Raw genomic sequence first — 26,115 nt, 5'->3', positions numbered from 1 at the left:
GATCCAATCCGAGGAATACGTCAGTGTGACTCCTCCGCCACGAGTAATGGCGGCTTCTCACTCGGGCAGCAAACCCTCATGACGGCCAAGCCCTGACCGCTGCCTTCGGCAGGTGACAGACATTACTGCAAGCAGCAGCCTGCAGGAGCTACTATGGACGACTGTTAGCACTCATCCAGTGAGAGTGCCAGGAGGAAGACAAGTGCCGACCTATCAGTACCAGTGCACCGAGTGTGGCGAGGGCCTCGAAGCGGTGCAGAAGTTCACCGATGACGCCCTTACGGTGTGCCCGAGCTGCGATGGACGCCTGAAGAAGGTGTTCTCGGCGGTCGGCATCGTCTTCAAGGGTTCCGGTTTCTACCGGAACGACAGCCGCGGATCCTCGTCGAGCAGCACGCCGGCCCCGGCCGCTGCGAAGGCCTCCGGTTCCGGATCGTCGTCCTCGACGGGATCGGACGCGAAGTCGTCGACCTCTTCGTCGACGTCCTCCTCCGGTTCGTCCGGCTCTTCGGCGGCGTCTTCCTCGTCGTCGTCCTCGTCGAGCGGTTCATCGGCCGCCTGAGGCGCCTGTCCGACCGTTTCACGCTTCACCAGGACCCCGCCGATTCACTCGGCGGGGTCCTCGGCGTTCTGCGCCCGGCTGCGTAGCGCGCCGGGCGACCGCCTACTGTGACCGCATGGTGAACGCAGAGATCGGTGTGATCGGCGGTTCGGGGCTGTACTCCTTCCTGGAGGACGTCACCGAGGTGCGGGTGGAGACCCCTTACGGAGCGCCGAGCGACTCCGTCTTCCTCGGCGAGGTCGGCGGCCGCCGCGTCGCCTTCCTCCCCCGCCACGGCCGCGGCCACCATGTGCCGCCGCACCGCATCAACTACCGCGCCAATCTGTGGGCGCTGCGCTCGGTCGGCGTACGCCAGGTGCTGGGCCCGTGCGCGGTGGGCGGGCTGCGGCCGGAGTACGGGCCGGGGACGCTGCTCGTGCCGGACCAGTTGGTCGACCGTACGAAGACCCGCGTCCAGACGTTCTACGACGGGGAGACCCGGGCGGACGGGGTGGCGCCGAAGGTGGTGCATCTCGGTTTCGCCGACCCGTACTGCCCCGAGGGCCGCAAGGTCGCCCTCGCGGCGGCCCGCGCAGGGGACTGGGAAGCGGTGGACGGCGGAACGCTGGTGGTCGTGGAGGGGCCGCGCTTCTCGACCCGGGCGGAATCGCGCTGGCATGCGGCGATGGGCTGGTCGGTGGTCGGGATGACCGGGCACCCCGAGGCGGTGCTCGCCCGTGAGCTGGGCCTCTGCTACACCACGTTGACGCTGGTGACGGACCTGGACGCGGGCGCGGAGGCCGGCGAGGCCGTCTCCCACGAGGAGGTGCTCAGGGTCTTCGCGGCCAATGTGGACCGGTTGCGTTCGGTGCTCTTCGAAGCGGTGGTCGCGCTGCCCGCGGAGGCGGACCGCGCCTGCCTGTGTGCGCATGCGCTGGACGGGATCGACACGGGGATCGTGCTGCCGTAGGCGGGTTCGGCCCCTTGTTTCCCTCAGGCGGGTGAGGGAGTTTTCCACATCGTGTGGGCCGTCCACAGGGCGCGGCGGGAATCTCGTGGGTGGGGCATCGTGAGGGCTGTCCGGTCGGTCGTCTCCGGCCGGATCGCCCGGTCCGATTCTCACTCCCCTGTTCTCTGAACTCCCTCATCGCAGGCGGTGTTTGGCATGCCTCCGTACGGCCCCCTCCCCAGCTCTCCGCAGCCCTCGGCCCCCTCTCCCTCCGCTTCCCCGCCTCTGTCCGCCCCCGTGCCGCCGCCCGGCGGGGTGCCTCCATTTCCGCCGCTGCGGGTGCGCGGGGGCAGTGCGCACCGGCTGCGGCGCGCGGTGTGGCGGCAGCGGCGGGCGATGGCCGCGGGGCTGGCGCTGACGGCTGCCGCGCTGGCCGCTTCGGGGTTCGGCGGGAGTGGGGCCGAGGGAGGCGTCGGTGCCGGGCACGGGGCGGCCGGGGCGCCCGACGCCGCCAGGGCGGCCCCCCATCGGGCGCCGCCGCCGGTGCGTCTGGTGTCCGCGCCCGTCCGGATCGCCGACGCGGCGACCGTACGGCTGCTGCGGCCGGGCGACCGGGTCGACGTGATCGCGTCCGAGCGGAGCGGAAGCGGCTCCCGGGTGCTGGCGAAGGGCGCCCGGGTGGCCCAGGTGCCTCCCGCGTCGGCGGAGGGCTCCACGGAGTACGGGGCCCTGATCGTGCTCTCCGTGCCACGGGCGACGGCCGCGACGCTGGCCGGTGCGGGAATCTCGGCCGGGTTTGCGGTGATCCTGTGTTGATTCGGGCGGTCGGCAGAGTAGTGCCGGCGACCGGGCCGGGCACGCTCAGATGTGGTGGGGCGGCTTCTCGTCGAGGAAACGGGCCAGGTCGGTGGCGCCGCCGCCGGAGGGGGCCCGCTCACCCCACCCCCGGTCCGTGTCGTCCGCGGACTGCTGGTCCAGCGGATCGTCGAAGATCAGCGCCGGCTTGGGCTTCGGCCGGTCCGGCGAGTTCGGCTTCGCATCGCGCGGTCCGGGGGCGGGGGCGGTACTCATGCCTCCAGGGTACGGCCGCCCCGCGGAGCGCGGGAGCGTCCCGGCACGCCCGCCTTCCGGCCGGGCCGGGGCGGGCGGCCGGTCAGCGGTCCTTGGGGTCGAGCCACCAGAGTCCGAGTACGACGAGGAACGACAGGCAGAGGAATCCGGCCCCCCACCAGGCGGTCCCGGTGTGGCCCTCCATGTACTCGTCGACGATGACGGTGAGTCCCCAGAGCTGCCCGATGACCACGGTCATCGCCAGGGTCAGCCGGGCCGTGAGCTTCGAGGACCGCTCCGGTTCCTGGTCGGTGCCCGCTCCCGGTCCCGGTCCGGTGCGGCTGACGCGGGGATCGCCGTAGCCGCTGGTGGGCCGGATCTGCGGGTAGCGCTCATGGACGGGCCGGTTGAGTTCGGGCCGTGCGCTGCCCGGGTGGTATTCCGGATAGCGGGGGCCGGTGGGCTCCTGGGCGTCGCTCATGCTCGCCTGCCGGTGGTGCCGGGCACGGTGGCCTCCGTGCGGGAGGCGGCGGCGGTACGGGAAGCGGCCTTCGTACGGGAGGCGGCGGCGGTACGGGAAGCGGCCTTCGTACGGGAAGCGGCGGCGGCCTCGGGGGCTTCGGCGCCACCGCCGAATCCGGGGCAGCCGATCCGGGAGGCGAGGTCCGGGCGGTCGTCGCCGAGCTGGCGGCACAGGCCCTTCTCGATGCTCTCGCCGGAGCGGGTGGTGCCGACGGCCCAGATGCTGCCGTCCGTCTGCTCGGTGAGGACCACCTTGGGCAGTCCGCGCGGCGGCGGGCCGGCGGTGACCTCGCCGGTGCGGGCGTCGAAGACGCCCTCGTGGCAGGGGCAGTACAGCTCGCCCTCGGAGCCCCGGTCCTTCCGCCACAGCACGGCGCAGGCGAGGTGGGTGCAGATCGCCGAGTAGCCGACGAGGGTGCCGTCGTCGAGCCGGACCGCGACCGCCTTGTCCTCCTCCTCCGGGTAGCTGAAGGCGAGCGACTCCCCGGGCAGCAGCTGGGAGCTGACCCTCATCGGCGCGGGCGCCTTGTCGTCCTCGGGGTCGCCGTGGCGCGGGAGCATGCCACCCGCGACGCCGAGGCCGCCGATCGCGAGGCCGCCGGAGACGGTCGCGACGATGCGGAGGTAGTCGCGGCGGGTGGTGAGGGAGTCCGCGGCGATCCGGTCGTGCAGGGCTTCGCGCGCGTCCCCCGAGGGCGGGTCCCCGCCGCGCGATGCCGGGCCGCGAGATGCTCCGGAGCGTGCTTCTCCGTGGGGCGGTTCCCCGGAGGGCGGCGGCTGTTGCGTGACGCTCATCGGCGGACGTCCTTCCCGTTGATCTCCACGACGGGCAGGCCGCCCGGCACCGGCCACTGGACCCTCTCCGCGGGGACGACCATGGCCACGCCCGTACGGACCTCGGTCTCGCCGAAGACGAAGGTGTCGGCGACCTGGACGCCGGGGCGTTCGGCCTGGAGCTCCTCCACGGTTCCGTAGAAGAGCGCTCCGGTCGGGCACACGGTGGCGCACATCGGAGCGAGCCCGTAGGCGGTGCGGTCGTAGCAGAGGTTGCACTTCAGCTGCAGCTTCGCCTGGAGGTCGATCTTCGGTACGCCGAAGGGGCAGGCGTTGACGCAGTTGGCGCAGCCGATGCAGCGGGTGGTGTCGGCCTGCTGCACCACTCCGTCCGCGGTCACCAGGATCGCGTCGGCGGGACAGACCTCGGCGCAGGGGGCGACGGGGTCCTCGCAGTGCATGCAGACCGTGGGAAGGGAGGCGACGGACTGGCCCTCGTCGGTGTAGTCGAGGTGGATCATCGACTTGCCGCGGTGCGAATCGCATTCCCGGCAGGCGGAGACGCAGGCCTGGCAGCCGATGCAGCGCCCCGGGTCGATGAAGATCGTTCTGCCCATCATGCGGGGATCAGCTCCTTTCCGAGGTGCCGCGGCCCTGCGGGGCGGTGGGCGGCAGCGGGTCGGTGCGGGAGACCTGGGTCTCCGGGTAGGCGACGTGGCCGGGTGCTACAGGAGGCGCGGGCACGTCGTCGACGGAGTCGGCATGCTCGATGCGGCAGGCGCACACCTTGTACTCCGGGATCTTCGACCGGGGATCGAGGGCGTCGATGGTGAGCACGTTGGCCGAGGTGGGGACCGGCCAGTGGTACGGGATGAAGACGGTGTCGGGGCGGATCGCCTCGGTGACCAGCGCCGGGTAGGAGGCGCTGCCGCGCCGGGTGGTGACGCGGACCGGTTCGCCGTTGCGGAAACCGTGGGAGGGGTGGATCTCGGCCCAGGGGCGCGGGGTCTGTTCGACGAGGGCGCCCAGGCGGCGGGTCTGGTTGCCGGAGAGGAAGTGCGCGACGGTGCGTCCGGTCGTGAGTGACATGGGGAATTCGTCGCTGTACGGGTCCATGGGCGGGTGCCATTCGACGACCTGCATATGGATCTTGCCGTCGGGGTGGTACGTCCTGCCGTCCTCGAAGAGCCGGGGGGTGCCCGGGTGGTCCGTGGACGGGCAGGGCCAGGAGATGCCGCCGGTCTCCTCGAGCCGCTCGTAGGTGATGCCCGAGTAGTCGATGACGGTGCCGGCGGACGCGGTGCGGAGTTCGTCGAAGACCTCGCGGGAACCGCTGAAGCCGAATTTGTCGCCGGCGCCGAGGCGCCGGGCGAGTTCGCACAGCACCCAGGTGTCGGTGCGCACACCGGGGGGCGGGTCCTGGGCCTTGTTGTGCTTGACCACCCTGGCTTCCGCGTTGGCCATCACCCCTTCGTCCTCGGCCCAGGTGGTGACGGGCAGGACGACATGCGCGTTGGCGGCGGACTCGGAGAGGAAGAAGTCGAACTGGACGTGGAATTCGGTGGCGTCGTACCCCTCCTTGACCACCGGGTAGTTCGGCAGGGAGATGATGGGGTTGTTGCAGATGCCCATCAGCCCGCGGATCTCGCCGCGTTGCATCTGCCAGATCATTTCCATCATCGAGGTCCCCGCGAGCGGGAGTTCCGATGCGTCGATGCCCCAGATCTCGCAGATCTGGCGGCGGTGTTCCTCGTTGTTGATGGAGCGGCCGCCCGGCAGGAGGTCGGACTTCTGGCCGTGTTCGCGGCCGCCCTGCCCGTTGCCCTGGCCGGTGAGCGTGCCGTAGCCCGCACCGGGCTTGCCGATGTGTCCGGTGGCTGTGCAGAGGTTGATGACCGAGAGGCAGTTCTCGACACCCTGGGACTGGTGCTCGATGCCTCTGGCGTGCCAGGCCATGGCCTTGGGGGCGCGGGCGAAGGTGCGGGCGACCTGGACGATCTGCTCGGCCGGGACTCCGCAGATGTCCGCGGCGCGGGACGGCGGGTACTCGAGCGCCTTGGCCCGTACCTCGTCCCACCCGGTGGCGTGGGCGGCGAGGTAGTTCTCGTCGGTCAGGCCCTCCTCGATGACGACGCAGAGCAGGGAGTTGAAGAGGGCCGAGTCGGTTCCGGGTTTCAACGCGACGTGGATGTCGGCGGTGCGCGCGACGGCCGTCTCGCGGGGGTCGATGACGATGAGGCTCGCGCCGCGGTCCCGCGCTCCCCATACGTACTGGGACAGGACGGGGAAGCATTCGCCGACGTTGGAGCCCGCGATCAGCAGGCAGTCGGTGAGCAGCATGTCGGCGAAGGGGTTGCCGGCCCGGTCGATGTTGAAGGCGAGCTTGTTGGCGGCGGCGGCGCTGACCATGCAGAGGCGGCCGTTGTAGTCGACGTGCCGGGTCCGCAGGGCGACCCGGGCGAACTTTCCGACCAGGTACGTCTTCTCGGAGAAGAGGCTGGCGCCGCCGAAGAGCCCGAAGGCGTCCTTCCCGTACTGGGCCTGGATGCGCTGGATCTCGGAGACCGTGAAGTCGAGTGCCTCCTCCCACGACGTCTCACGGAAGGGCTCGTCGCGGGAGCGGCGCATGAGCGGGGCGGTGAGCCGGTCGGGGTGGTTGACCTGCTGGTAGGCGTTGATGCCCTTGGGGCACAGGCGCATCCGGTTGATGTCGTGGTTGCGGGGTTCGACCCCGAAGACCTTGCCGCCGCGGTCGACGCGCAGATACATCCCGCACTGGATGCCGCAGAAGCAGCAGTGGGTGGGGACGAGCTTCTCGCCGTTCTGGTCGGCGTGCCACTGGTCGGCGGGGATACCGCCGGCGTCCCGGAAGGCGCGGGTGCCGGGCGGGGCGAGGGAAGGGTCGAGGGGGACGACCGCACGGGTGTCGGCTGCTCGCGGGTCCGCGGTCACTTGAAGCCCTTCTTCACCTGGGAGAGATAGGCGCTGCCGCGCAGCACCCGCTTGCAGCGCGGGCAGTATTCGGCCCACTCGTCGAAGCCGAGGCCGAGGTCGCGCATGGTGCCGCGGAGGTTCTCGACGTACGGGGCCGTGTCGATGGGTTCCTCGCAGCGCCGGCAGCTGAAGACCTCCTGGTCCTGCCGGCCGGTGTACTTGAACAGCTGCATGCCGACGGCGGCGGGGCGCTGGACGATGTGGAAGAACTTCCCGAACGGGATGTAGATGAGGGTGAAGACCACCGACACCATGTGCAGGATCGCCAGGAACTCGTAGCCGCCGCCGTGCAGGAAGATCGACGAGAAGGTGAGGAGCAGGCCTGTCACGGAGATGACGATCAAGGCGATGAGCGGCACCAGGTCGTAGCCGAAGCGCTGGCCGGTGATGGCGCCGCGGTCCTTCATCCGGCGCCACAGGAAGTAGCAGGCGCCGGGGATGACGAGGACGGCGGCGATGTCCAGGCCGTGAAACATCAGCCAGCCGAGGAAGTCCAGGGAGTCGAAACCGATGATCTTGAAGCCCCAGATGCGCATCTCGTAACCGGGCCCGGATCCGGTGTGCGAGGTGAAGGTGAACCAGCCCCAGGTCAGCGGGAAGGTGATCAGGGCGGCGAGGATACAGCCCCAGAAGATCAGCTGGTGGGCGGCCCAGCGGGCGTGGGAGCGGGCGCCGAGGAACTTCTGGAAGCCGAGGTAGGTGGCGATCATCCTCGGCAGGGCGGTGGGCGCCTTGCGGAAGTTGGCGGCCGAGAAGAGACTTCCCCAGCCCTTCTGGAACAGTCGCCGGGCTCCTGGCGCGGAGACCCAGACCGTGTAGCGGTAGGCGACGCCGAAGGCCAGGAAGACGGTGGCCACGGCGTACGGGAGGAGTGCGGAGTCGAAGTTCTCCAGGAGCCTGCTGCCGAGCACGATGGCCGCGACCAGCAGGAGGGAGACGATCACACCCGCCGCCGTCGCGCGGGCGGTGACGGACCGGAGGACGGCGGCGCCGGAACGGCCGTGCCCGCCGGCGGGCGGCGGCGTGGCGGTCACGCCGGTCGTACCGGCAGTGGCTCCGGGGGCGGGGCGCGCATCTGCGGCGGAGGCTTCTGGTGGCTCGGTCACCCCGTCAGCGTAGGACCGGAAAGTGATATTGGTCCTGTTTTATACCTCTATGGGTGGCGCGTCGCGGGAGGTGCGGATGAGCGCGTTCGCGGGAGTTATGGGTAAGCGCGTCGCGAGAGGTACGGGTGGCGCGTCGCGGCATGTCGGTGCGCGCCGCCCGCCGGGTACGTTCACGGTGCACGGCCCCGCCGCGGCGCAGTCAGCCACCCGCACCCCGAGGAGCACCGGATGACCGGCCAGGACACCGCAGCCCCCACCGCCTCGTCGGCCCGCCGGAGGGACGCGCTGACCGATGTCGCCGGGGTGCGCGTGGGACACGCGCGGGTCGCGGGCGAGGGTGCGCTCAGCGGCACCACCGTGGTGCTCGCGCCCGAGGGCGGTGCGGTCGCGGCCGTCGACGTACGCGGCGGCGGCCCGGGCACCCGCGAGACGGACGCGCTGGATCCGCGCAATCTGGTGCAGCGCATCGACGCCGTGGTCCTCACCGGCGGCAGCGCGTACGGACTCGACGCGGCGTCAGGGGTGATGGCCTGGCTGGAGGAGCAGGGGCGCGGTGTGCGGGTCGGCACCGATCCGTCCCAAGTGGTCCCGGTCGTCCCCGCGGCCTGCGTCTTCGACCTGGGGCGGGGCGGCGACTGGCGGGCCCGGCCGGACGCCTCGACCGGCCGGGCGGCGGCGGAGGACGCGGCCGCGACGGAGCCCGGGGCCGCGGTCGCCGAGGGCTGCGTCGGCGCGGGCACGGGTGCGGTGGCCGGCTTGCTGAAGGGCGGGGTGGGCACGGCGAGCATCCTGCTGCCGTCGGGGACCACCGTGGCCGCGCTGGTGGTCGTGAACGCCGCGGGGGCGGTGCTCGACCCCCGTACCGGGGTGCTGTACGGGGAGTACGGCGGCGCCGAGCCGGCTGTCGCACCCGCGGCGGAGGTCCACCGGGTGGCGCACCAGCGCCTGGCGCAGGCGCACGACGCGAACACGCGCCCCCCGCTCAACACCACGCTCGCCGTCGTCGCCACGGACGCCGAACTGGGCCGCGCCCAGGCGCAGAAGCTCGCGGGGACGGCACACGACGGGCTGGCGCGCGCCATCCGTCCCGTCCATCTGCTGAATGACGGGGACACCGTTTTCGCCCTGGCCACCGGCGCGCACGCGCTGAATCCGGCGAACCCGCTCGCGCTCAACGACCTGCTGGCGGCGGGTGCGGACGCAGTGACCCGGGCCGTCGTGAAGGCGGTGCGGGCGGCCACGGGGGTCACCGGCCGCACCGGCGGCGCCACCTACCTCGCGTACAGCGATCTCTACGGCCCGCAGCGCCCCTCGGCACAGTCCCCGGACGACGCCACCGACTCACCGTCGGCGTAGGGAGGTTCGGGCGCGGGGCAGCCCTCAGGGAGCGGGAACCTTCTGCGTGCGTCGTACGTTTTTCTCAACCCCGGTCACGATGTCAGACCCAGGGACTACGTTGAGCACGCACCAAGTCACACGCGGCGACGGCCTGGAGACAGCACCTTGAGCGATGCGTACGAGACAACCGAGCAGCACCTCGAGCGAATCCTGCGACGGGCTCTCAACTCGTTCGACCTCCCCGACAGTACGGTCGAGCGGCTGGGCACCGCGCTCACCCACAGCAGTTCCCTGCACTCCTCGCACCACAGTTCCGCCCTGCACCGCGAGACCTACCGGCACACATACCTGCTGGCCGACGGCACTCCCCTGACCCTGTGGGAGCTGGTGCACTCCGGCCCGCGCGACGCGCAGCCGCGCCACCAGCAGCACGAGCTGTACGACGACGAGGCCGACGCCCGCATCGCGGCGGCCCGGCTGACCGGCGGCACCGGCGACGGCCCGGTCTTCGGGCAGGACGGACCGGCCTTCGGGGATGACGTCTTCTTCGGGCACGACGGACCGGTCTTCGGCTACGACGGCGTCTTCGGGCACGACGGCCCGCAGCCCGGCCTGGAGATCCTCGACGCCCTGATGGCGGTGCCACCGGCCCCGCTGCCCCGGACGTACGCCCCGGACAACTCCGCGGACCACGCCCGCCGGGTGCTGCGCCGGGCGGAGAACCGGGACGCGCCGGGCGAGGAGACGGCCCTGCGGCTGCGGGCGGCCTTCGCTCACCACATCACCCAGGTCTTCGGCCGGCAGTGCCAGGTGGACGGGCTGGACGCGCGTTTCACGCTCTACGAGCACGCCTTCCTGCTCCTCGACGGCAGCGAGACGAGCCTGTGGGAGGTCGAGCACACGGCGACGCCCGACGGCCGCCACATGTGCGAGGTGTACGGCGACGAGGACGCCGCACGCTGCGCGATGGAGAGCCGCACCCGCATCTGCTGACGCGACCCGCCCTGGCCCTGGCCCTGGCCCTGGCCCTGGCCCTGGCATGACAGTGCCCGCACCCCCGGCGAGGGTGCGGGCACTGTCGGTTCCTGCCTCTTCCGCTTCCGCGTGACGCCCGGTCAGTGCGTCAGCACCGGCTCCTTCACGGGCTCCTCGAAGGAGCCGGCGCTCTCGTCGCCGCCCTCCACGTGCTGCTTCGGCCGGGCCGGCAGGGCGAACATCACCAGGAAGATCACCGCGAGCACGCCTGCCACCCACCACAGCGACTGCTCGAAGGCGTCGGCGAACGCCGGACCGATCTGCGGCGGCGTCAGCCGGTCACCCATCGCCCCGAAGAAGACGACCGAGACGAGCGCGAGCCCCAGCGCGTTACCCATCTGCTGCACGGTGTTGAACAGCCCGGAGGCCGACCCCGCGTGCTCCTTGGGCACCTCGGACAGCACCGCGTCGGCCAGCGGAGCCACGATCAGCCCCATGCCGACGCCCATGACCACCAGGGGCAGCGCCATCTGCCAGGACGTGATCGCCATGCCGTAGCGGCCGGACTCCCAGATGTAGAGCAGCAGACCGGCGATCATGAGCAGCGCCCCGGCCTGGAGCACCTTGCGCCCGAAGCGCGGCACCAGCTTCTGTACGGAGATACCGGCGGCGAGCGAGACGGCGACCGAGAACGGGATACCGGTCGTACCGGCCCGCAGCGCGCTCCAGCCGAGCCCCTCCTGCATGTACAGCGTCCAGACCAGGAAGAAGATGCCGAGGCCGATGCCGAAGGTCAGCTGGACGGCGATGCCCGCGGCGAAGCTCTTGACCCGGAACAGCGACAGCTCGACCAGCGGCGAACCGTCCCGGCGCGCCTTCACCCGCTCGAACAGCACGAGGGCGGCGAAGACGACGATGCTGCCGGCCATCGAGAGGTAGCCCCAGAGCGGCCAGCCCAACTCCTCGCCGCGGGTCAGCGGGTAGATGAGCATGAGCATCCCCAGCGTCACCAGCACCACGCCGACCAGGTCGAGGCGGAGCGCCTTCGGCGCCTTGGACTCGGTGATGAACTTGCGCCCCAGGATCAGACCCGCGATGCCGACCGGCAGGTTGATCAGGAAGATCGGGCGCCACTCGAGACCGGCGATGTTCCACTCGGTGAGCAGTGCGCCGAGCAGCGGGCCGGACACGGCCCCGAGGCCGACGATCGCGCCGAAGAGGCCGAAGACCTTGCCGCGCTCGTGCGCGGGGAAGGTGGCGTGCACGATCGACAGCACCTGCGGCACCATCAGCGCGGCCGTGCCGCCCTGCAGGATGCGCGAGGCGACGAGCATCTCCGGGTTGGCGGCGAATCCGCAGAGGGCGGAGGCGAGGGTGAAGCCGCCGATCCCGACGAGGAAGAGCCGCTTGCGGCCGTAGATGTCACCGAGCCGGCCGCCGGTGATCAGACCGGCGGCGAAGGCCAGGGCGTACCCGGCGGTGATCCACTGGATCGAGCTGAACGAGGCGCCGGTGTCCGCCTTGATGCTCGGGATGGCGATGTTGACGATCGTGACGTCTACCAGGTCCATGAAGGCCGCGGTCATCACGATGGCCAGGGCGAACCACCGGCGGCGGTCCGACGGGTCCGGGGCCGCGGGGGCGTCCACCGGCGACGGCAGGGGTGCGGAAGAAGTCATATGAATAAGTTAAAGGTTGATTAGGTCAGGTCGTGACCCAATGGGCGGGCATCCTGAGTGGCATGACCGACACCCCGGCACGACTGCTGAATCTGCTGTCACTGCTCCAGACGCCGCGCGAGTGGCCGGGCAGTGAACTCGCCGACCGGCTCGACGTCAGCCCGCGCACCATCCGCCGCGACATCGACCGCCTCCGTGACCTGGGCTATCCCGTCGAGGCGTCACGCGGCTCGGTCGGCGGCTACCGCCTCGTGGCCGGTACGGCGATGCCGCCGCTCCTGCTGGACGACGAGGAGGCGGTGGCCATCGCGGTGGGCCTGCGGGCGGGGGCCGGCCACGCCATCGAGGGCGTGGACGAGGCCGCCGTACGGGCGCTGGCCAAGCTCGAACAGGTGCTGCCCTCACGGCTGCGCCACCGGGTCTCCACCCTGCAGAACGCCACGATGCCGCTGGCCCGGGGCGACGGCTCGACGATCGACCCGCAGACGCTGACCGTGATGGCGTCGGCCGTCACCGGGCGGGAGCGGCTGCGGTTCGCGTACCGCGCGGGGGACGGCGCCGAGACGCGGCGGCAGGTGGAGCCGTACCGGCTGGTGAGCACCGGGTGGCGCTGGTACCTCGTCGCGTACGACCTGGAGCGGGAGGACTGGCGCACCTTCCGCGTCGACCGGGTGAGCAACCCGTTCGCGACAGGCGCCCGTTTCACGCCGCGCGAGCTGCCGACCGGCGATGCGGCGGAGTTTCTCAGCAGTTCGATGGCCCGCAGGCAGCCGGAGATGGCGGTCGACGTGAGCTTCGCGGCCCCCGCCGAGTTCGTGGCCTCGCGGCTACCCGCCTCGATCGGACCGCTGGAGCAGACCGGGGAGCACGGCTGCCGGCTGCGGACGGTGCTGAAGGACTCACTGGAATGGGTGGCACTGCGCCTCGCGCTGGTGGACTGCGAGTTCACCGCGCACCAGCCGCCGCAACTGGTGTCGTACCTGCACGACCTCGGCGGCAGACTCACCCGCGCCGCGGCGTCGTCGTCGTCGGAGGCGGCGGCCTCGTCGGAGGCGGGGGCTTCGTAGGCCCGGGACTCCGGCCGGGCCCATTGAGGCCGGGCTCGAGGCCCCGCCGGACAAAAGGATGAGCCCCGGCGCCAGGGGGGGTGGGCGCCGGGACTCAGCTCTAGGGGGCCGCCGAAGTGAAGCGGCCCAATTCGGAGGTTACTGGACGCGGGCTCATGCCGCAGCGTCAAAGCCCGTGTCGTGAGCCATTCGCTTCAGTTCGAGCAGTGCGTGCTTCTCGATCTGGCGGATCCGCTCGCGGGTGAGCCCGTGCTGCTTGCCCACCTCGGTCAGGGTCCGCTCGCGGCCGTCCTCGATGCCGTACCGCATGCGGATGATCGACGCGGTGCGGTTGTCGAGCTTGCCGATCAGCTCCTCCAGCTCCTCGCTGCGCAGCAGCGTCATGACGGACTGCTCGGGTGACACCGCGGAGGTGTCCTCCAGGAGGTCACCGAACTGGGTGTCGCCCGCGTCGTCCACCGACATGTTCAGGCTGACCGGGTCGCGGGCCCAGTCCAGGACGTCACTGACCCTGGACGTGGTCGAGTCGAGCTCGGCGGCGATCTCCGCGTGCTCCGGGTCGCGCCCGTGCTCACGGTTGAATTCGCGCTGGACACGGCGGATCCGGCCGAGCTCCTCCACCAGGTGGACGGGGAGCCGGATCGTGCGTGACTGGTCGGCTATGGAACGGGTGATGGCCTGCCGGATCCACCACGTCGCGTACGTGGAGAACTTGAAGCCCTTGGCGTAGTCGAACTTCTCGACCGCGCGCACCAGGCCCGCGTTGCCCTCCTGGATCAGGTCGAGCAGGGGCAGCCCCGCGCGCGGATAGCGGCGGGCGACGGCAACGACGAGTCGGAGGTTGGAACGGATGAATATGTCCTTGGCGCGCTCACCCTCGGCGACCAGCGCCTCCAGCTCCTCGCGCGATGCTCCGGCCGCTTCGCTCTCCACCGCGCCGTCGAGGACCTGCTGTGCGAAAACGCCTGCTTCCAGGGTCTGCGACAGCTCGACCTCCTTGGCGGCGTCGAGCAGCGGCGTGCGCGCGATCTCGTCCAGGTACATGCCGACCAGGTCGCGATCGGCGATCTCCCCGCCCACGGCGCGAACACTGCTTGCCCGGTTGGTCCCGCCGGTGGCGGACGAACGACGGGCGACGGCACGGGTTGCCATGCGTGCTCCCTTGCTGAGTAGGTCGCGACACCCTCTCGGGTGCCCTGCATCCGATGGAAACAACGACTGGAATGTGGACAGAATTCCCATGCCTGGCATTCAATTTCGCGATCATGCAGTACCCTGTCGCGCCACCAGGGAGGGCACATGACACAGCCGGACACAGAAGTGCAGGTCAGAGCAGGCGCGGAAAGCGATCTGCAGGCACTCACGGACATCTACAACCATTACGTACGTGAGACCGCCCTCACATTTGACGTAGTCCCCTTCACCCCCGAGCAGCGCCTGCCCTGGTTGCGCTCCCACCCCGAAGACGGCCCGCACCGGCTTCTGGTTGCTCAGGATGTCCGTAATGTCGACGAAACGACCGGGGCCGGCCCCCGGATCCTGGGCTACGCCACCAGCAGCGCCTTCCGCCCCAAGGCCGCGTACTCCACCTCCGTCGAGGTGAGCGTCTATTGCTCCCCGGACGCCACGGGCCGGGGCGTGGGCACCCTCCTCTATTCGGCGCTCTTCGAGGCCCTCGCCGGTGAGGACCTGCGCCGCGCGTACGCGGGCATCGCCCAGCCCAACGTGTCCTCGGTCCGGCTGCACGAGCGCTTCGGCTTCGGCCACATCGGCACGTACACGGACGTCGGCCGGAAGTTCGACCGGTACTGGGACGTCGCCTGGTACGAGAAACAACTGGGACCGCGGACCTAGTCCCGGCGCCCGTCCCACCCGGGACCGCAGCCCGTTACCCGGTGCCACCCCGGCACCTAGCGTGATTCCGCATGGACCTCACGACGCACACGCCGTCCGGCACCCCCGGCACGCTCGACGAAGCACTGGAACGGCTCCACACCTTCGGCCCCGAGCGCGGCGGATGGCTGAGCAACCACGCCCCGATGGCCGTCGAGGCGCTGGTGCGCCACGGCCAGGCGCCGGGGGTGCACCGATGGCTGGACCACTACCGGAACAGGCTGGAGGACATGCCGGACACGGCGGCCGAGGTGACTCCGGACAACTGGCGGGAGGCGCTCGGCGATCCCCGGCGCATCGCCGACTGGACCGTCCACTTCGCACGCGAGACCGCCGGCCGGCCCTGGCGCGGGGTCCTGGCGGAGTGGTGGCCGCGCCTGCTGCCCGGCATCGCGGCCGGCGCCACGCACCCGGTGATCCGGGTCGGCCACAGCGTGCGCACGCTGTTGGAAGGGCCGGAGACCGCACCCCGGGTGACCGAACTGGCCCACGCGCTCGGTTACTGGGCGGCTCGCCACCAGCCGCTGCCCCCGCTGTCCTCGCTCGGCCCGGCAGCCGACGCCGCCACGGCCCTGGACGCCGTGGCGCCCGTACCCGACCAGAACGGCGGCATCCGGGACCGGCTGGGGCAGCTGACCGCGTTCCCTCAGTGGCCGGCCCGGTCCGTGACCGGCCCCGACGACGCCCGCGCCCGGCTGGCGGAACTGGTGAGGGCCGCCACCCATCGCTATGCGGCGTACGGATACGGCGAGCCGTTCATGCTGGTGCACGCCGCCACCGCGCCCAACGCCGTGCTGCGCACCCTGCCCGCGCTCCCCCGCGAGCTGTGGGCGCCGAGCCTCGAGGCCGCCTGGGCGGCGAGCGCGGCGGTCATCGCCGCGTACTCCCCGGCACGGCCCGCCGAGCGCGCGGCCGCGCCCGGCGGACTCTCTCCCGAAGAGGTTTTCGCGCAGGCCGCCGCGCACGGCGACGACCACACCATCAAGTTCACCGACACCGCGCTGGACGTCGGCGACGCGACCGCGCTGGCCGCCGCGCTCCAGTCGGTCGCGCTGAACCCTCCGGTCTTCTGATCACCTGCCGAAGACCTCAGCCGAACTGCACCGAGCGCTTGGCCAGCCCCAGCCAGAATCCGTCGATCACACTGCGCCCCTGCCCAAGTTCCTGCTCAGCGGCCCCGAGCGTGACGAAGAGGGGGGCGAAGTGCTCGGTGCGCGGGTGGGCGAGGCGGCCGGCCGGGGACTTGTGCTCGAAGTCCAGCAGCGCGTCGATGTCCTGTGCCTGGAGCGCGCGGTGCCCCCAGTCGTCGAACTCCGCGGACCAGCCGGGCACGCCGCCGCCCGGGTGCCGCAGCGCGGCCAGGTTGTGCGTGAAGAAGCCGCTGCCGACGATCAGGACGCCTTCGTCGCGCAGCGGTGCGAGCTTGCGCCCGATGTCCATCAGCTTCTGCGGGTCCAGCGTCGGCATGGAGATCTGCAGCACCGGGATGTCCGCCTCCGGGAACATCTCCACCAGCGGTACGTACGCCCCGTGGTCGAGGCCCCGGTCCGGGATGTCCTGGACCGGCGTACCGGCGCCGCGCAGCAGCTTGCGGACGCTCTCGGCCAGTGCGGGAGCGCCCGGCGCGGCGTACCGGACCTGGTAGTAGTGCTCGGGGAAGCCCCAGAAGTCGTAGACCAGCGGGACCGTCTCCGTGGCGCCGAGCGCGAGGGGGGCCTCTTCCCAGTGGGCGGAGACCATGAGGATGGCGGTGGGGCGCGGCAGCCCGGCGGACCAGGCGGCCAGTTCGCCGGGCCAGACGGGGTCGTCGGCCAGCGGCGGCGCGCCATGGGAGAGATAGAGGGCGGGCATGCGCTCCGCGGTGACTGTCATGACACTCCCCATCCACTGCTGCTCAAGGTAAGTCTTCTACCGGGACTTCGACAGGAACTTTCCTTTAAACTTCAAGTTCCTATCCCTGGAGACCTTAGCTCTATCTAGTTCAACTTTCAAGAAAAGGTCGTACAGTGGAGTACATGACCACGGCATCCACCAGCGGGCCGCGCTGGCTCACCGACGAAGAACAGAGCGTCTGGCGTGCGTATCTGCATGCCACGACGCTGCTGGAGGATCACCTCGACCGCCAGTTGCAGCGCGATGCCGGCATGCCGCACATGTACTACGGACTGCTCGTCCAGCTCTCCCAGGCGCCCCGCCACCAGCTGCGGATGACGGAACTGGCCAAGCACGCCAAGATCACCCGCTCCCGGCTCTCGCACGCCGTCGCCCGGCTGGAGAAGAGCGGCTGGGTGCGCCGCGAGGACTGCCCGTCCGACAAGCGCGGCCAGAACGCGGTCCTCACAGAGGAGGGCTACGAGATGCTCCGCCGCTCGGCCCCCGGCCATGTCAGCGCCGTACGCCAGGCGATGTTCGACCGGCTCACCCCTGAGCAGGTGCACTCACTCGGCGAGATCATGCAGGTCATGGCTGCCGGACTCCAGCCGGAGGGGACGGACGCGGACCTGCCCTGGCTCCGCTGACCACGCCTCGCACACCCCGCACACGCCGCTGCCCCGGTTCCGTAGAGACGGAACCGGGGCAGCGCTCACTTCTCACCCATCACCGAGGTCACGGGTTTCCCGAACGGGATCAGTGCGCGACGACCGGCACCCTGAACTCGTCCTCGACGCCCTCGGCGTCACCGGAACCGGTGCCTCCGGCCGTCGTGGTGGCCGAGGGACGGCCGGCGTTGATGAAGGTCCCCGCGATCGCGGCGGCCACCACCAGGATGCCGACGGCCCACCAGATGGCGCCGGTGAAGCCGTGCACCATCGACTGGAGCTTGAGCAGTTCCGGGTCGGTGGCGCCGAGCGCGGCGTGCGAGGTGGCGTACGCCGTGGCGGCCGAGGCGGCGATGGTGTTGAGCAGCGCCGTACCGATCGCACCGCCGACCTGCTGCGAGGTGTTGACCATCGCGGAGGCGACACCCGCGTCACGCGGCTCGATGCCGTGCGTGGCGAGCGACATGGCGGGCATGAACGCCGTGCCCATGCCGAGACCCAGCAGGAGCTGGCCCGGCAGGATGACCGCCGCGTAGGACGAGTCGATCTCCAGCTGCGTGAGCAGCAGCATGCCGATGCCGGCGGTCAGGAAGCCGGGGGCCATCAGCAGGCGGGCCGGAACCCGGGTCATCAGCCGGGCGCCGATCTGCGTCGACCCGGTGATCATGCCGACGATCATCGGCATGAAGGCGAAGCCCGTCTTGATCGGCGAGTAGCCCTTGACGACCTGGAGGTAGTACGTGAGGAACAGGAACAGGCCGAACATCGCGATGATGGCCAGACCCAGCGAGAGGTAGACGCCACCGCGGTTGCGGTCCATCACGACGCGCAGCGGGAGCAGCGGCGACTTGACCTTGGCCTCGGTCAGGACGAACGCAAGCAGCAGCACGGCGGAGGCGACGAACGTACCGATGGTCAGCGTGTCCGACCAGCCGCTGGACTCGGCGCGGGTGAAGCCGTACACCAGCGAGACCAGACCCAGCGCTGAAAGCACGACGCCGGGGATGTCGAGCGACGAACGGTTGCGGCTGCCGGCCGGCTCGCGGATCACGAAGTACGCGCCCAGGGCCGCGACGATCGCGAACGGGATGTTGACGAAGAACGTCCAGCGCCAGTTCAGCGTCTGGGTGAGGAGGCCGCCGAGGATCAGACCGACAGCGCCACCGCCACCGGCGATCGCACCGTAGATGCCGAACGCCTTGGCGCGCTCCTTGGCGTCGGTGAACATCACCGCGAGCAGCGAGAGGGCCGCCGGTGCGAGCAGCGCGCCGAACACGCCCTGCAGCGCGCGGGAGCCGAACAGCATGCCCTGGTTCTGCGCCGCGCCGCCGAGTGCGGAGGCCAGCGCGAAGCCGATCAGGCCGACGACGAAGGTGCGCTTACGTCCCCAGAGGTCGGCGATCCGGCCTCCGAAGAGCAGCAGTCCGCCGAAGGCGAGGGCGTAGGCCGTGATGACCCACTGCTTGTTGGCGTCGGTGATGCCGAGGTCCGTCTGGGCGTGCGGCAGCGCGATGTTCACGATGGTGGCGTCGAGCACGACCATCAACTGCGCGAGGGCGATGAACGCCAGCGCTTTCCAGCGGCTGGGGTCCGGGAGTCGGATATCAGCTGTTTTTGACATGGGGGTAGCCACCTAAGGACGCGCGAGAGCGCGCGAAGTCGTGAACCGTGCGTTCGGTGAGGGCCGGTGAACCCGGTGAAAGCCGGTCGGGGCGGAAGCGAGGGTCGGGCGGTGAATCGTTTCTGATCAGGCAAAAAGGGATGGTCGGGGCGTGACGGACACGCTGCCGGGCGTCCGGTTCAGGAACCCGGCGCCGTGGTCAGATCCGGCGCCGCAGGTCCTCCAAGGTCGCCGGCGTTCCAGGCAGCCTGGACCGGGCCGGGGCCTCCAGTCCGTCCAGGAACAGCTGGATGTGGCGGTGGGTGTACCGGTCGATGTTCGGACAGGCGATGCCTGGCAGTGGCCGGGTGAGCTGGGAGAGGGCGACCAGCACGTCACCGACGGCGATGTCGGTACGCAGGCGCCCCGCGGACATGGCGCGCTCGACGAGCCCTTCGACGGCCTCTTCGAGGCGCTGGAGCTCGGCGAGCAGTTCGGGATGGTTCTTGTCGAAGCCGCCGGACAGCATGGGGCACAGGGCCCCGATCCGTTCGTCGGCCGCCGCGTGCACGAAGCGGCTGAGCGCGAGGAAGGAGTCCTGCTCCTCGTTCGCAGCCTCTTCGGCGCGGTCGGTCGTGCGGGAGGTGACCGCGAGGACGACCTCACGGGTCAGTGCGGCCCGGTCGGGGAAGTTCCGGTAGAGGGTGGCGTTGCCGACGCCTGCGCGGCGGGCGACCTCGTCGAGCGGCACCTCTGGGCCGAACTCGACGAACATCTCGCGCGCGGCCGTCACGATCCGCTCCCGGTTACGCAGTGCGTCGGCCCTCGGTCGGGACGTACGCGGCTGCGCGGTTCCGGCTTCGGTGCGGGTGACGGTGTCCACGGCGGCGCTCCTTCTCTTCCAGTGTTCGTAACTTCGGCGACCCCTCCGCGTAACCGGGGACCGCCTCCCCGTTTCAGCGGGGACACCGGTGCAAACGGGGAAAGGATCCCCGGTTATTTCCCCGCCACTTGTGACCTGTGCCACAACGTCTGAACAGAGAAAAAACCAGCCGATCGGCGCACCCAACGCGCGGCTCCGCACGGCGCGGCCGAGGCTGATCGGCAGAGCGCAGTCAGGGTCGGCCGACTGCCGCGGACCCGAAGGCGCCTCTATGCAGCAGCCCCGCCACCGGATACGCAAGCACCGCCACCCGGTCGCACTCGGCGCGGCAACAGCCCTGGTCATCGCGGCCCTGGCCTCGGCCAGCAGCACCCTCCCCGTACCCAGCCGGGCCTCCGCCGGACCGATGACCACCACCCGGTCGGCCGGCGTCGCCCCCTGCCGGATATCGGCGACCATGGGCGTCCAGATGTCGGAAGGCCTGCCCACCCAGCCGGGCTACGCGCGCTCCACCGGCCAGATCCACGCGTTGAACCTGATGATCGACTTCCCCGACGCGCCGGGGAAGGAACCGGCCATGGACCGGCTCGCGGAGTTCTTCCCGCAGACCACGGACTGGTTCCGCACCAGTTCCTACGGCCGGCTCACCTATGTCCCCGCAGCCCCGGTGAAGACCTGGCTGCGGATGCCGCTGCCGTTCTCGGAGTACGGGATCGAGCGCGGATCACCGTACGAACCGGGCTACCGCCACCTCGTCCAGGACATCGCCGCCGCCGCCGACCCGAAGGTGGACTTCACCGCCTACGACCTGGTGAACATCCTGGTCACTCCGAACGCCGGGCCCTCGGCCCTGGACACCGTGCTGTCCGTGACCTTCTCGGGCAACGACGACGCCCCCTACGCGGACGGCGTCCCGCTCTCCAACACGTCCTTCGTCTACAGCCGCCAGGACGACGGCTCGGGCTCGTACCCCCAGACCGGCTACCGCGTCCTCCCGCACGAGAACGGCCATGTCTTCGGCCTGCCCGACCTCTACACGATGGAGGGCGGGGGCTCGGTCGGGCACTGGGACATCATGTCGGAGGACTGGGGCGCCAACAACGACCTGCTGGGCTGGCACAAGTGGAAGCTCGGCTGGCTGGACAACAGCCAGATCAGCTGCGCCTCCCGGCCCGGCACCAGCGACCACGTCCTGGAACCGCTGGCCACCCGCGGTGGGACCAAGCTGGCGTTCGTACCGCTGACGGCCGAATCCGGCTATGCGGTGGAGGTGCGGACCCAGGCGGGCAACGACCAGGAGGTGTGCCGGCCGGGCGTGCTGATCTACAAGGTGAGCACGGATGTCGACACCGGCCAGGGGCCCGTGTCCGTCACGGACAGCACGAAGGACAGCAGCGGCTGCACCCGGCTGCCCAACGTGCACGCCGAACTCTCCGACGCCCCGTTCCAGCCCGGCCAGTCCTTCACCGACCGGGCCAACGGGATCCGCATCGCGGTACTCGACAAGGACTCCCAGGGGAACTACCAGGTACGCATCACTCGCCTCTGACGCCGCCTCCGGCATACCGGAGGCGGACGGTCGGGAACGGTCAGGAATCGAGAAGCACCCGCGGCCCGCCGCACCTAGCGTGAAGCACATGACCTCCATCGAAGCCCTCACCCTCGAAGTGGCCGACACCACCGCCGCCCACCGCTTCTACACCGCGTTCGGCCTGGACGATCGCGTACGCCTGCGGGCCTCGGACGCGCCCACCACGGGATTCCGTGGATTCTCGCTGTCGCTCACGGTCTCCCAGCCCGCCGATGTCCGCGGCTTCGTCGACGCCGCCCTCGCCGCCGGCGCGACCGCGCTGAAGCCCGCCGCGAAGTCCTTCTGGGGCTACGGCGGCGTCGTCCAGGCCCCGGACGGAACGATCTGGAAGATCGCCACCTCCACGAAGAAGGACACCGCCCCGGCCACCGGGCAGATCGACCAGTTGGTACTCCTCCTGGGCACCGCGAGCGTGACCGCGAGCAAGCGCTTCTACGTCGAGCACGGCCTCACCGTGGGCAAGAGCTTCGGCAGCAAGTACGTCGAGTTCGACACCCAGGGCAGCCCCGTCAAGCTGGCCCTGTACGGACGCCGTGCCCTCGCCAAGGACGTCGGCGTCCCCATCGACGGCACCGGCTCGCACCGCCTCGCGCTCGTGGGCGGCACCGCCGCCTTCACCGACCCGGACGGATTCGCCTGGGAGGCCGCGTCGCTGACGCCCGCGCCTTGATCCGCCCGGTTCAGGAGAACGGCCGCGGGGGGACGCCCCTGTCGCGCCGCATCGCGCCGCAGGGCACTCCGCCGCCCAGCCCTCGTTTCCGCAGGCCATCCGGCCATCCGTACCGGCACCGAGGGCCGACCCATACAGGGGCGCGCCCGCGGAGCACGATCCGCTAGGCTGTCAGCGGTCAGCCCGCTACCAGGTCGCACGCCCGGGAAGTGTCCGCGAGGATTCCGCCCAAGCGCTACCGGTAGAGCCGCTGACCAGGAGGTTTGCGGTACCGGCTGAGGATCCCGTTCCCCGGGGCTTTCAGCAGGATCACCTGCAGACCCCGCCTTCGTAGCTCAGGGGATAGAGCACCGCTCTCCTAAAGCGGGTGTCGCAGGTTCGAATCCTGCCGGGGGCACAGCACCAAGGGCCAGTTCGGAGGCTTGACCCTCTCGAACTGGCCCTTCCGCATGACCACGCCCATACCGGGCACATCCCCGACACCGCCGCGTCGCCCCGCGAGCGGCCGTCAATGACCAGCCGCCCCAACGCACCTCGAAGCACCAATACCGGACCTGCGGAGCAGCGGGCTGTTACAAGTTCCTCTGCCCCGGCATGACTCCTCGCTCCGCTCGTCGCGCGCTCCCCCTGGTGGAGTCCGGTCCGAGCGGCACCATCGTGCTCAACGCCGGCGACGGCCTCGGGCTGGAGGAGCACCCCGACATCGCGATGCGCCGCGGCTATGGCTGCGGGATGGACGGCGAATGGGGGCCCGCTGATCGCCCTCGACCGGATCCTCGTGGCGGCCTCGGTGGATGACGTCTGGTTGCCCTCGGCCGCGGCGTGGTCGCTCGCCTTCCTGCTGCTGTACTCGCCACTGAGCGTGTCGCGGTGGGGCGGCGCGGTGGGCAAGCGGCTCCTCGGCATGGAGGTCGTTCGAGACGCCGACGGCGGACGGCTCTCCTACGGCGCCGCACTGGTACGCCACCTGAGCAACCTCGTGATGGTCGCGGTCCCGGTGTTCGTGGTCGCCAACGCGACGGCGACCACCCTCAGCGAGAAGAAGCAGAGCCTGCACGACCGGCTCGTCGGTAGCAGGGTGGTCATGCGGGGTCGGTGACGGGGCAGCCATGACGGGGGCATATCGAGCCGCAACCCGGGCCGGCCGCAATCAATCACGGCCAGGTGTGTTTGGCGCCGGCCGCGAGCTGATCGACCGTAAGGTGACCGGTCTGCCCGGCTCCGCCACGGAACTGCTCGCGGACTTCGACTCGCCTTCAGGCACCGGGCCGTAGCTGGGCGCGGGCGGTCTAGAGGGCGGCGGTGTGGCCGGCGGGGCCGGGCTCGATGATGACGACGTCACGTATCTCGCTCACGCCGTGGCCTCCGGCACGATCTCCTTGATCAGGCCCTCGATCAGGGTCTTGATCTCGTCGCGGATGGGGCGGACGGCTTCCACGCCCTGGCCGGCCGGGTCGTCGAGCTTCCAGTCGAGGTAGCGCTTGCCGGGGAAGACGGGGCAGGTGTCGCCGCAGCCCATCCTGATGCACACGTCGGACTCGCGGACCGCGTCGGCAGTGAGGATCTTCGGGGTCTCGGCGGAGATGTCGATGCCGACCTCGGCCATCGCCTCGACAGCGGCGGGGTTGACGGAGGCACCCGGACTCGAGCCGGCGGAGCGGACCTCGACGCGGTCCCCTGCCAGATGGGTCAGCCAGGCAGCCGCCATCTGGGAGCGGCCCGCATTGTGGACACAGACGAACAGGACGGACGGCTTGCCGGAAGAGTCGGCCATGATGATCGTTCTCTCTCGTCGCACGGCGGAACTCACCCGCCAATGACTTCAGCCCCCGCTGATGTCAGCGGGTGATGACGTGAAAGTATCAGCGCATGCTGACTTCAGTCGATCCTGATCTGATCCGGGTGCTGGGCGATCCGCTCCGCCTCCAGATCGTGACCCTGCTGGCGCGCGAGACGCTCTGTACGACGCACCTGGTCGAGGAGACCGGCGCGAAGCAGACCAACCTCTCCAACCACATGAAGGTCCTGCGCGAGGCCGGAGTGGTGGAGACCGAGCCCTGCGGCCGCTTCACCTACTACAAGCTCAAGCCCGAGGTCCTGGCCGGCCTCTCCGAGCAGTTCGCCGCACTGGCCGACTCCGCCCGTACCGCTGCCGGGAACAAGAGGGCCTGCCCGTGACCTCCACCGAGCCCACCACCTCTCCCGCTCGGGTCGGCGGCGGGGACGACTCGATCGTCAAGAAGCTCTCCACCCTCGACCGCTATCTCGCGGTGTGGATCCTGCTCGCCATGGCCGTCGGGCTCGGCCTGGGCCGCCTGATCCCGGGGATGAATGACGCGCTCGCGAAGATCGAGGTCGGCGGGGTCTCGCTGCCGATCGCGCTCGGCCTGTTGGTCATGATGTATCCGGTGCTGGCCAAGGTCCGCTACGACAAGCTCGACACGGTCACCGGCGACCGGAAACTAATGGTGTCCTCGCTGGTCATCAACTGGCTCGTCGGCCCCGCGGTCATGTTCGCCCTGGCGTGGATCCTCCTGCCGGACCTGCCCGAGTACCGCACGGGCCTGATCATCGTCGGCCTGGCCCGCTGCATCGCCATGGTCATCATCTGGAACGACCTCGCCTGCGGCGACCGCGAAGCCGCGGCCGTCCTCGTCGCCCTGAACTCGGTGTTCCAGGTCTTCGCGTTCGGCCTGCTGGGCTGGTTCTACCTCGACCTGCTGCCGCGCTGGATGAACCTCGGCGACGGCCAGGGCCTGGACGTGTCCGTCTGGCACATCGCGCTGAACGTCATCATCTTCCTCGGCATCCCGCTGCTGGCCGGCTTCCTCACCCGCCGCATCGGCGAGCAGAGGATGGGCCGCGACACGTACGAGCAGAAGTTCCTGCCGAAGATCGGCCCGTGGGCGCTGTACGGACTGCTGTTCACGATCGTCATCCTCTTCGCACTCCAGGGGAAGACCATCACCTCCCAGCCGCTCGACGTCGTACGGATCGCGCTCCCGCTCCTGGTCTACTTCGCGATCATGTTCTTCGGGACCTTCCTGCTGGGCAAGGGCCTCGGCCTCGCGTACGACCGCACCACCACGCTCGCGTTCACCGCCGCGGGCAACAACTTCGAGCTGGCCATCGCCGTCGCCATCGCCACCTTCGGAGTGACCTCCGGCCAGGCACTCTCCGGTGTCGTCGGCCCGCTCATCGAGGTCCCCGTCCTGATCGGCCTGGTGTACGTCGCACTCGCCTGGCGCGAGAAGTTCACCCCCTCAGTCCTCGCCACCCCCGCCACCACGGAAAAGGACACCTGAGGCGGGATCGAGCTGTCGGTGGGCGAGATCGCCGACCGCTGCGCACTGAAGCCGTCGACCGCCTCGGAGCACCTGCGCCTGCTGCGCCGCGGCGGCCTGGTGATCTCCCGCGAGGAAGGCAAACAGGTCGACTACGGGGCCGACGGCGCCACGATGAACCAGCGCGCCTCCGCACTCCGGGCATACCTGGCCCGCTGCCCGCCCGACTGCACCAGCTGGCCGGCGGGCGCGAACCGGAGGTCAGGTGCGCAGGTCGAGCATGGCGGACATGGCCGCCACGACGGGCGGGGCGACCTTGTAGTACACCCAGGTCCCGCGCCGTTCCGAAGTCAGCAGGCCGGCCTCGCGCAGCTTCTTCAGGTGGTGGGACACCGTCGGCTGGGAGACACCGACGTCGGAGATGTCGCACACGCACGCCTCGCCCCCCGCATGCGAGGCGACCTTGGAGAACAGGCGCAGCCGCACCGGGTCGGACAGCGCCTTGAACATGGCGGCCATCTTCTCCGCGTCCTCCTGTGACAGCTCTCCCGCGGTGATCGGCGGGCAGCACGGCACCACGGCATCCGGGCCCAGGACCGGCAGCTCCACAACCTTTGAATTCGACATGCGTCTATGTTGACACTCATCAATGCCGGTGG

At 70.4% G+C, this 26,115-nt stretch carries 27 protein-coding genes, 1 tRNA gene and 1 pseudogene; 16 read left to right on the top strand and 13 right to left on the bottom strand.

Annotated features, from left to right (window positions below; genetic code table 11):
* Positions 1–202: 202 nt before the first annotated feature.
* The 3 genes from ABTX18_RS20870 to ABTX18_RS20860 all read left to right on the top strand — a co-directional run bounded on the left by ABTX18_RS20870 (position 203) and on the right by ABTX18_RS20860 (position 2,306).
* Positions 203–562 carry an FmdB family zinc ribbon protein gene (locus ABTX18_RS20870; protein ID WP_352124196.1) on the top strand — a complete coding sequence of 120 codons (360 nt, stop codon included), beginning with the start codon at positions 203–205 and terminating at the stop codon, positions 560–562.
* A gap of 115 nt (positions 563–677) precedes the next feature.
* A complete protein-coding gene (locus tag ABTX18_RS20865; RefSeq protein ID WP_352124195.1) occupies positions 678–1,511 on the top strand; it encodes an S-methyl-5'-thioadenosine phosphorylase in 834 nt (277 codons plus the stop codon).
* A 318-nt stretch (positions 1,512–1,829) separates the two neighbouring features.
* Positions 1,830–2,306 (top strand): hypothetical protein, encoded by a 477-nt coding sequence (locus ABTX18_RS20860; RefSeq protein ID WP_503061176.1) that lies wholly within the window; start codon positions 1,830–1,832, stop codon positions 2,304–2,306.
* 45 nt (positions 2,307–2,351) lie between these two features.
* Here ABTX18_RS20860 and ABTX18_RS20855 read toward each other — a convergent pair whose 3' ends face one another.
* The 6 genes from ABTX18_RS20855 to ABTX18_RS20830 form a co-directional block, all read right to left on the bottom strand.
* Positions 2,352–2,561, bottom strand: a complete 210-nt coding sequence (locus ABTX18_RS20855) for a hypothetical protein (protein WP_352124193.1) — start codon at positions 2,559–2,561, stop codon at positions 2,352–2,354.
* Positions 2,562–2,643: 82 nt separating this feature from the next.
* Entirely contained in the window at positions 2,644–3,021 is a 378-nt protein-coding gene (locus ABTX18_RS20850; RefSeq protein WP_352124192.1) for a hypothetical protein, read from the bottom strand.
* Complete coding sequence (locus tag ABTX18_RS20845) at positions 3,018–3,857, bottom strand: Rieske (2Fe-2S) protein (RefSeq protein WP_352124191.1); 840 nt, start codon at positions 3,855–3,857, stop codon at positions 3,018–3,020. The genes ABTX18_RS20850 and ABTX18_RS20845 overlap by 4 nt, the downstream gene beginning before the upstream one ends.
* The gene (locus ABTX18_RS20840; RefSeq protein WP_352124190.1) at positions 3,854–4,456 is read right to left on the bottom strand and encodes a 4Fe-4S dicluster domain-containing protein; all 603 of its coding nucleotides are present in this window, start codon (positions 4,454–4,456) and stop codon (positions 3,854–3,856) included. The genes ABTX18_RS20845 and ABTX18_RS20840 overlap by 4 nt, the downstream gene beginning before the upstream one ends.
* A 7-nt stretch (positions 4,457–4,463) precedes the next feature.
* Positions 4,464–6,788: a molybdopterin oxidoreductase family protein gene (locus ABTX18_RS20835; RefSeq protein ID WP_352124189.1), complete on the bottom strand. Its 2,325-nt coding sequence runs from the start codon at positions 6,786–6,788 to the stop codon at positions 4,464–4,466.
* On the bottom strand, positions 6,785–7,936 hold the full coding sequence (locus ABTX18_RS20830; RefSeq protein WP_352124188.1) for an MFS transporter: 1,152 nt from the start codon (positions 7,934–7,936) through the stop codon (positions 6,785–6,787). Before ABTX18_RS20830 ends, ABTX18_RS20835 begins: the two co-directional genes overlap by 4 nt.
* A 228-nt stretch (positions 7,937–8,164) precedes the next feature.
* Between ABTX18_RS20830 and ABTX18_RS20825 the strand changes: the two genes are divergently transcribed.
* Both ABTX18_RS20825 and ABTX18_RS20820 read left to right on the top strand, forming a co-directional pair.
* A complete protein-coding gene (locus ABTX18_RS20825; protein WP_352124187.1) occupies positions 8,165–9,292 on the top strand; it encodes a P1 family peptidase in 1,128 nt (375 codons plus the stop codon).
* A gap of 147 nt (positions 9,293–9,439) precedes the next feature.
* Positions 9,440–10,267 carry a DUF6227 family protein gene (locus tag ABTX18_RS20820; protein WP_352124186.1) on the top strand — a complete coding sequence of 276 codons (828 nt, stop codon included), beginning with the start codon at positions 9,440–9,442 and terminating at the stop codon, positions 10,265–10,267.
* A 122-nt stretch (positions 10,268–10,389) separates the two neighbouring features.
* Here ABTX18_RS20820 and ABTX18_RS20815 read toward each other — a convergent pair whose 3' ends face one another.
* Positions 10,390–11,928 carry an MFS transporter gene (locus ABTX18_RS20815; protein WP_352124185.1) on the bottom strand — a complete coding sequence of 513 codons (1,539 nt, stop codon included), beginning with the start codon at positions 11,926–11,928 and terminating at the stop codon, positions 10,390–10,392.
* A gap of 62 nt (positions 11,929–11,990) precedes the next feature.
* Between ABTX18_RS20815 and ABTX18_RS20810 the strand changes: the two genes are divergently transcribed.
* Positions 11,991–12,995 carry a helix-turn-helix transcriptional regulator gene (locus ABTX18_RS20810; RefSeq protein WP_352124184.1) on the top strand — a complete coding sequence of 335 codons (1,005 nt, stop codon included), beginning with the start codon at positions 11,991–11,993 and terminating at the stop codon, positions 12,993–12,995.
* A 153-nt stretch (positions 12,996–13,148) separates the two neighbouring features.
* Here ABTX18_RS20810 and ABTX18_RS20805 read toward each other — a convergent pair whose 3' ends face one another.
* Positions 13,149–14,147, bottom strand: a complete 999-nt coding sequence (locus ABTX18_RS20805) for a sigma-70 family RNA polymerase sigma factor (protein ID WP_352124183.1) — start codon at positions 14,145–14,147, stop codon at positions 13,149–13,151.
* A gap of 147 nt (positions 14,148–14,294) precedes the next feature.
* Here ABTX18_RS20805 and ABTX18_RS20800 point away from each other — a divergent pair, with 147 nt between their 5' ends.
* Positions 14,295–14,849, top strand: coding sequence for a GNAT family N-acetyltransferase (locus tag ABTX18_RS20800; RefSeq protein WP_352124182.1), 555 nt, complete (start codon positions 14,295–14,297; stop codon positions 14,847–14,849).
* Between the two features lie 71 nt (positions 14,850–14,920).
* Positions 14,921–15,961, top strand: a complete 1,041-nt coding sequence (locus ABTX18_RS20795) for a questin oxidase family protein (protein ID WP_352124181.1) — start codon at positions 14,921–14,923, stop codon at positions 15,959–15,961.
* A gap of 16 nt (positions 15,962–15,977) precedes the next feature.
* Here ABTX18_RS20795 and ABTX18_RS20790 read toward each other — a convergent pair whose 3' ends face one another.
* On the bottom strand, positions 15,978–16,760 hold the full coding sequence (locus ABTX18_RS20790; RefSeq protein WP_352124180.1) for a dioxygenase family protein: 783 nt from the start codon (positions 16,758–16,760) through the stop codon (positions 15,978–15,980).
* Positions 16,761–16,894: 134 nt separating this feature from the next.
* Here ABTX18_RS20790 and ABTX18_RS20785 point away from each other — a divergent pair, with 134 nt between their 5' ends.
* On the top strand, positions 16,895–17,407 hold the full coding sequence (locus tag ABTX18_RS20785; protein ID WP_352124179.1) for a MarR family winged helix-turn-helix transcriptional regulator: 513 nt from the start codon (positions 16,895–16,897) through the stop codon (positions 17,405–17,407).
* Positions 17,408–17,516: 109 nt separating this feature from the next.
* On the opposite strand, the gene ABTX18_RS20780 is transcribed toward ABTX18_RS20785, so the two are convergent.
* Together ABTX18_RS20780 and ABTX18_RS20775 are read right to left on the bottom strand one after the other, a co-directional pair.
* Positions 17,517–19,049 carry an MFS transporter gene (locus ABTX18_RS20780; protein ID WP_352124178.1) on the bottom strand — a complete coding sequence of 511 codons (1,533 nt, stop codon included), beginning with the start codon at positions 19,047–19,049 and terminating at the stop codon, positions 17,517–17,519.
* Positions 19,050–19,248: 199 nt separating this feature from the next.
* Positions 19,249–19,911, bottom strand: coding sequence for a TetR/AcrR family transcriptional regulator (locus tag ABTX18_RS20775; RefSeq protein ID WP_352124177.1), 663 nt, complete (start codon positions 19,909–19,911; stop codon positions 19,249–19,251).
* Between the two features lie 271 nt (positions 19,912–20,182).
* Here ABTX18_RS20775 and ABTX18_RS20770 point away from each other — a divergent pair, with 271 nt between their 5' ends.
* The 4 genes from ABTX18_RS20770 (at position 20,183) to ABTX18_RS20755 (ending at position 23,271) form a co-directional block, all read left to right on the top strand.
* Complete coding sequence (locus ABTX18_RS20770; protein WP_352124176.1) at positions 20,183–21,460, top strand: M6 family metalloprotease domain-containing protein; 1,278 nt, start codon at positions 20,183–20,185, stop codon at positions 21,458–21,460.
* An 88-nt stretch (positions 21,461–21,548) separates the two neighbouring features.
* Positions 21,549–22,172, top strand: a complete 624-nt coding sequence (locus ABTX18_RS20765; RefSeq protein WP_352124175.1) for a glyoxalase — start codon at positions 21,549–21,551, stop codon at positions 22,170–22,172.
* A 324-nt stretch (positions 22,173–22,496) separates the two neighbouring features.
* Positions 22,497–22,569: transfer RNA gene (locus ABTX18_RS20760), tRNA-Arg, on the top strand.
* A gap of 324 nt (positions 22,570–22,893) precedes the next feature.
* Complete coding sequence (locus ABTX18_RS20755) at positions 22,894–23,271, top strand: RDD family protein (protein ID WP_352124174.1); 378 nt, start codon at positions 22,894–22,896, stop codon at positions 23,269–23,271.
* Positions 23,272–23,523: 252 nt separating this feature from the next.
* On the opposite strand, the gene ABTX18_RS20750 is transcribed toward ABTX18_RS20755, so the two are convergent.
* Entirely contained in the window at positions 23,524–23,946 is a 423-nt protein-coding gene (locus ABTX18_RS20750; RefSeq protein ID WP_352124173.1) for an arsenate reductase ArsC, read from the bottom strand.
* A gap of 95 nt (positions 23,947–24,041) precedes the next feature.
* Here ABTX18_RS20750 and ABTX18_RS20745 point away from each other — a divergent pair, with 95 nt between their 5' ends.
* The 3 genes and pseudogenes from ABTX18_RS20745 to ABTX18_RS20735 all read left to right on the top strand — a co-directional run.
* The gene (locus tag ABTX18_RS20745) at positions 24,042–24,350 is read left to right on the top strand and encodes an ArsR/SmtB family transcription factor (RefSeq protein ID WP_352124172.1); all 309 of its coding nucleotides are present in this window, start codon (positions 24,042–24,044) and stop codon (positions 24,348–24,350) included.
* A complete protein-coding gene (gene arsB, locus ABTX18_RS20740; protein ID WP_352124171.1) occupies positions 24,347–25,477 on the top strand; it encodes an ACR3 family arsenite efflux transporter in 1,131 nt (376 codons plus the stop codon). The genes ABTX18_RS20745 and arsB overlap by 4 nt, the downstream gene beginning before the upstream one ends.
* 18 nt (positions 25,478–25,495) lie before the next feature.
* Positions 25,496–25,570: pseudogene (locus ABTX18_RS20735) on the top strand (transcriptional regulator); the annotation flags it as partial.
* Positions 25,571–25,717: 147 nt separating this feature from the next.
* Here the strand turns inward: ABTX18_RS20735 and ABTX18_RS20730 are convergent.
* Complete coding sequence (locus ABTX18_RS20730) at positions 25,718–26,083, bottom strand: ArsR/SmtB family transcription factor (protein ID WP_352124170.1); 366 nt, start codon at positions 26,081–26,083, stop codon at positions 25,718–25,720.
* Positions 26,084–26,115: the final 32 nt, after the last annotated feature.

The sequence above is a fragment of the Streptomyces sp. NPDC096323 genome (assembly GCF_040302845.1).
In the GTDB taxonomy this organism is placed as follows: domain Bacteria; phylum Actinomycetota; class Actinomycetes; order Streptomycetales; family Streptomycetaceae; genus Streptomyces.
This window is presented reverse-complemented; position numbering and strand designations above follow the sequence as displayed.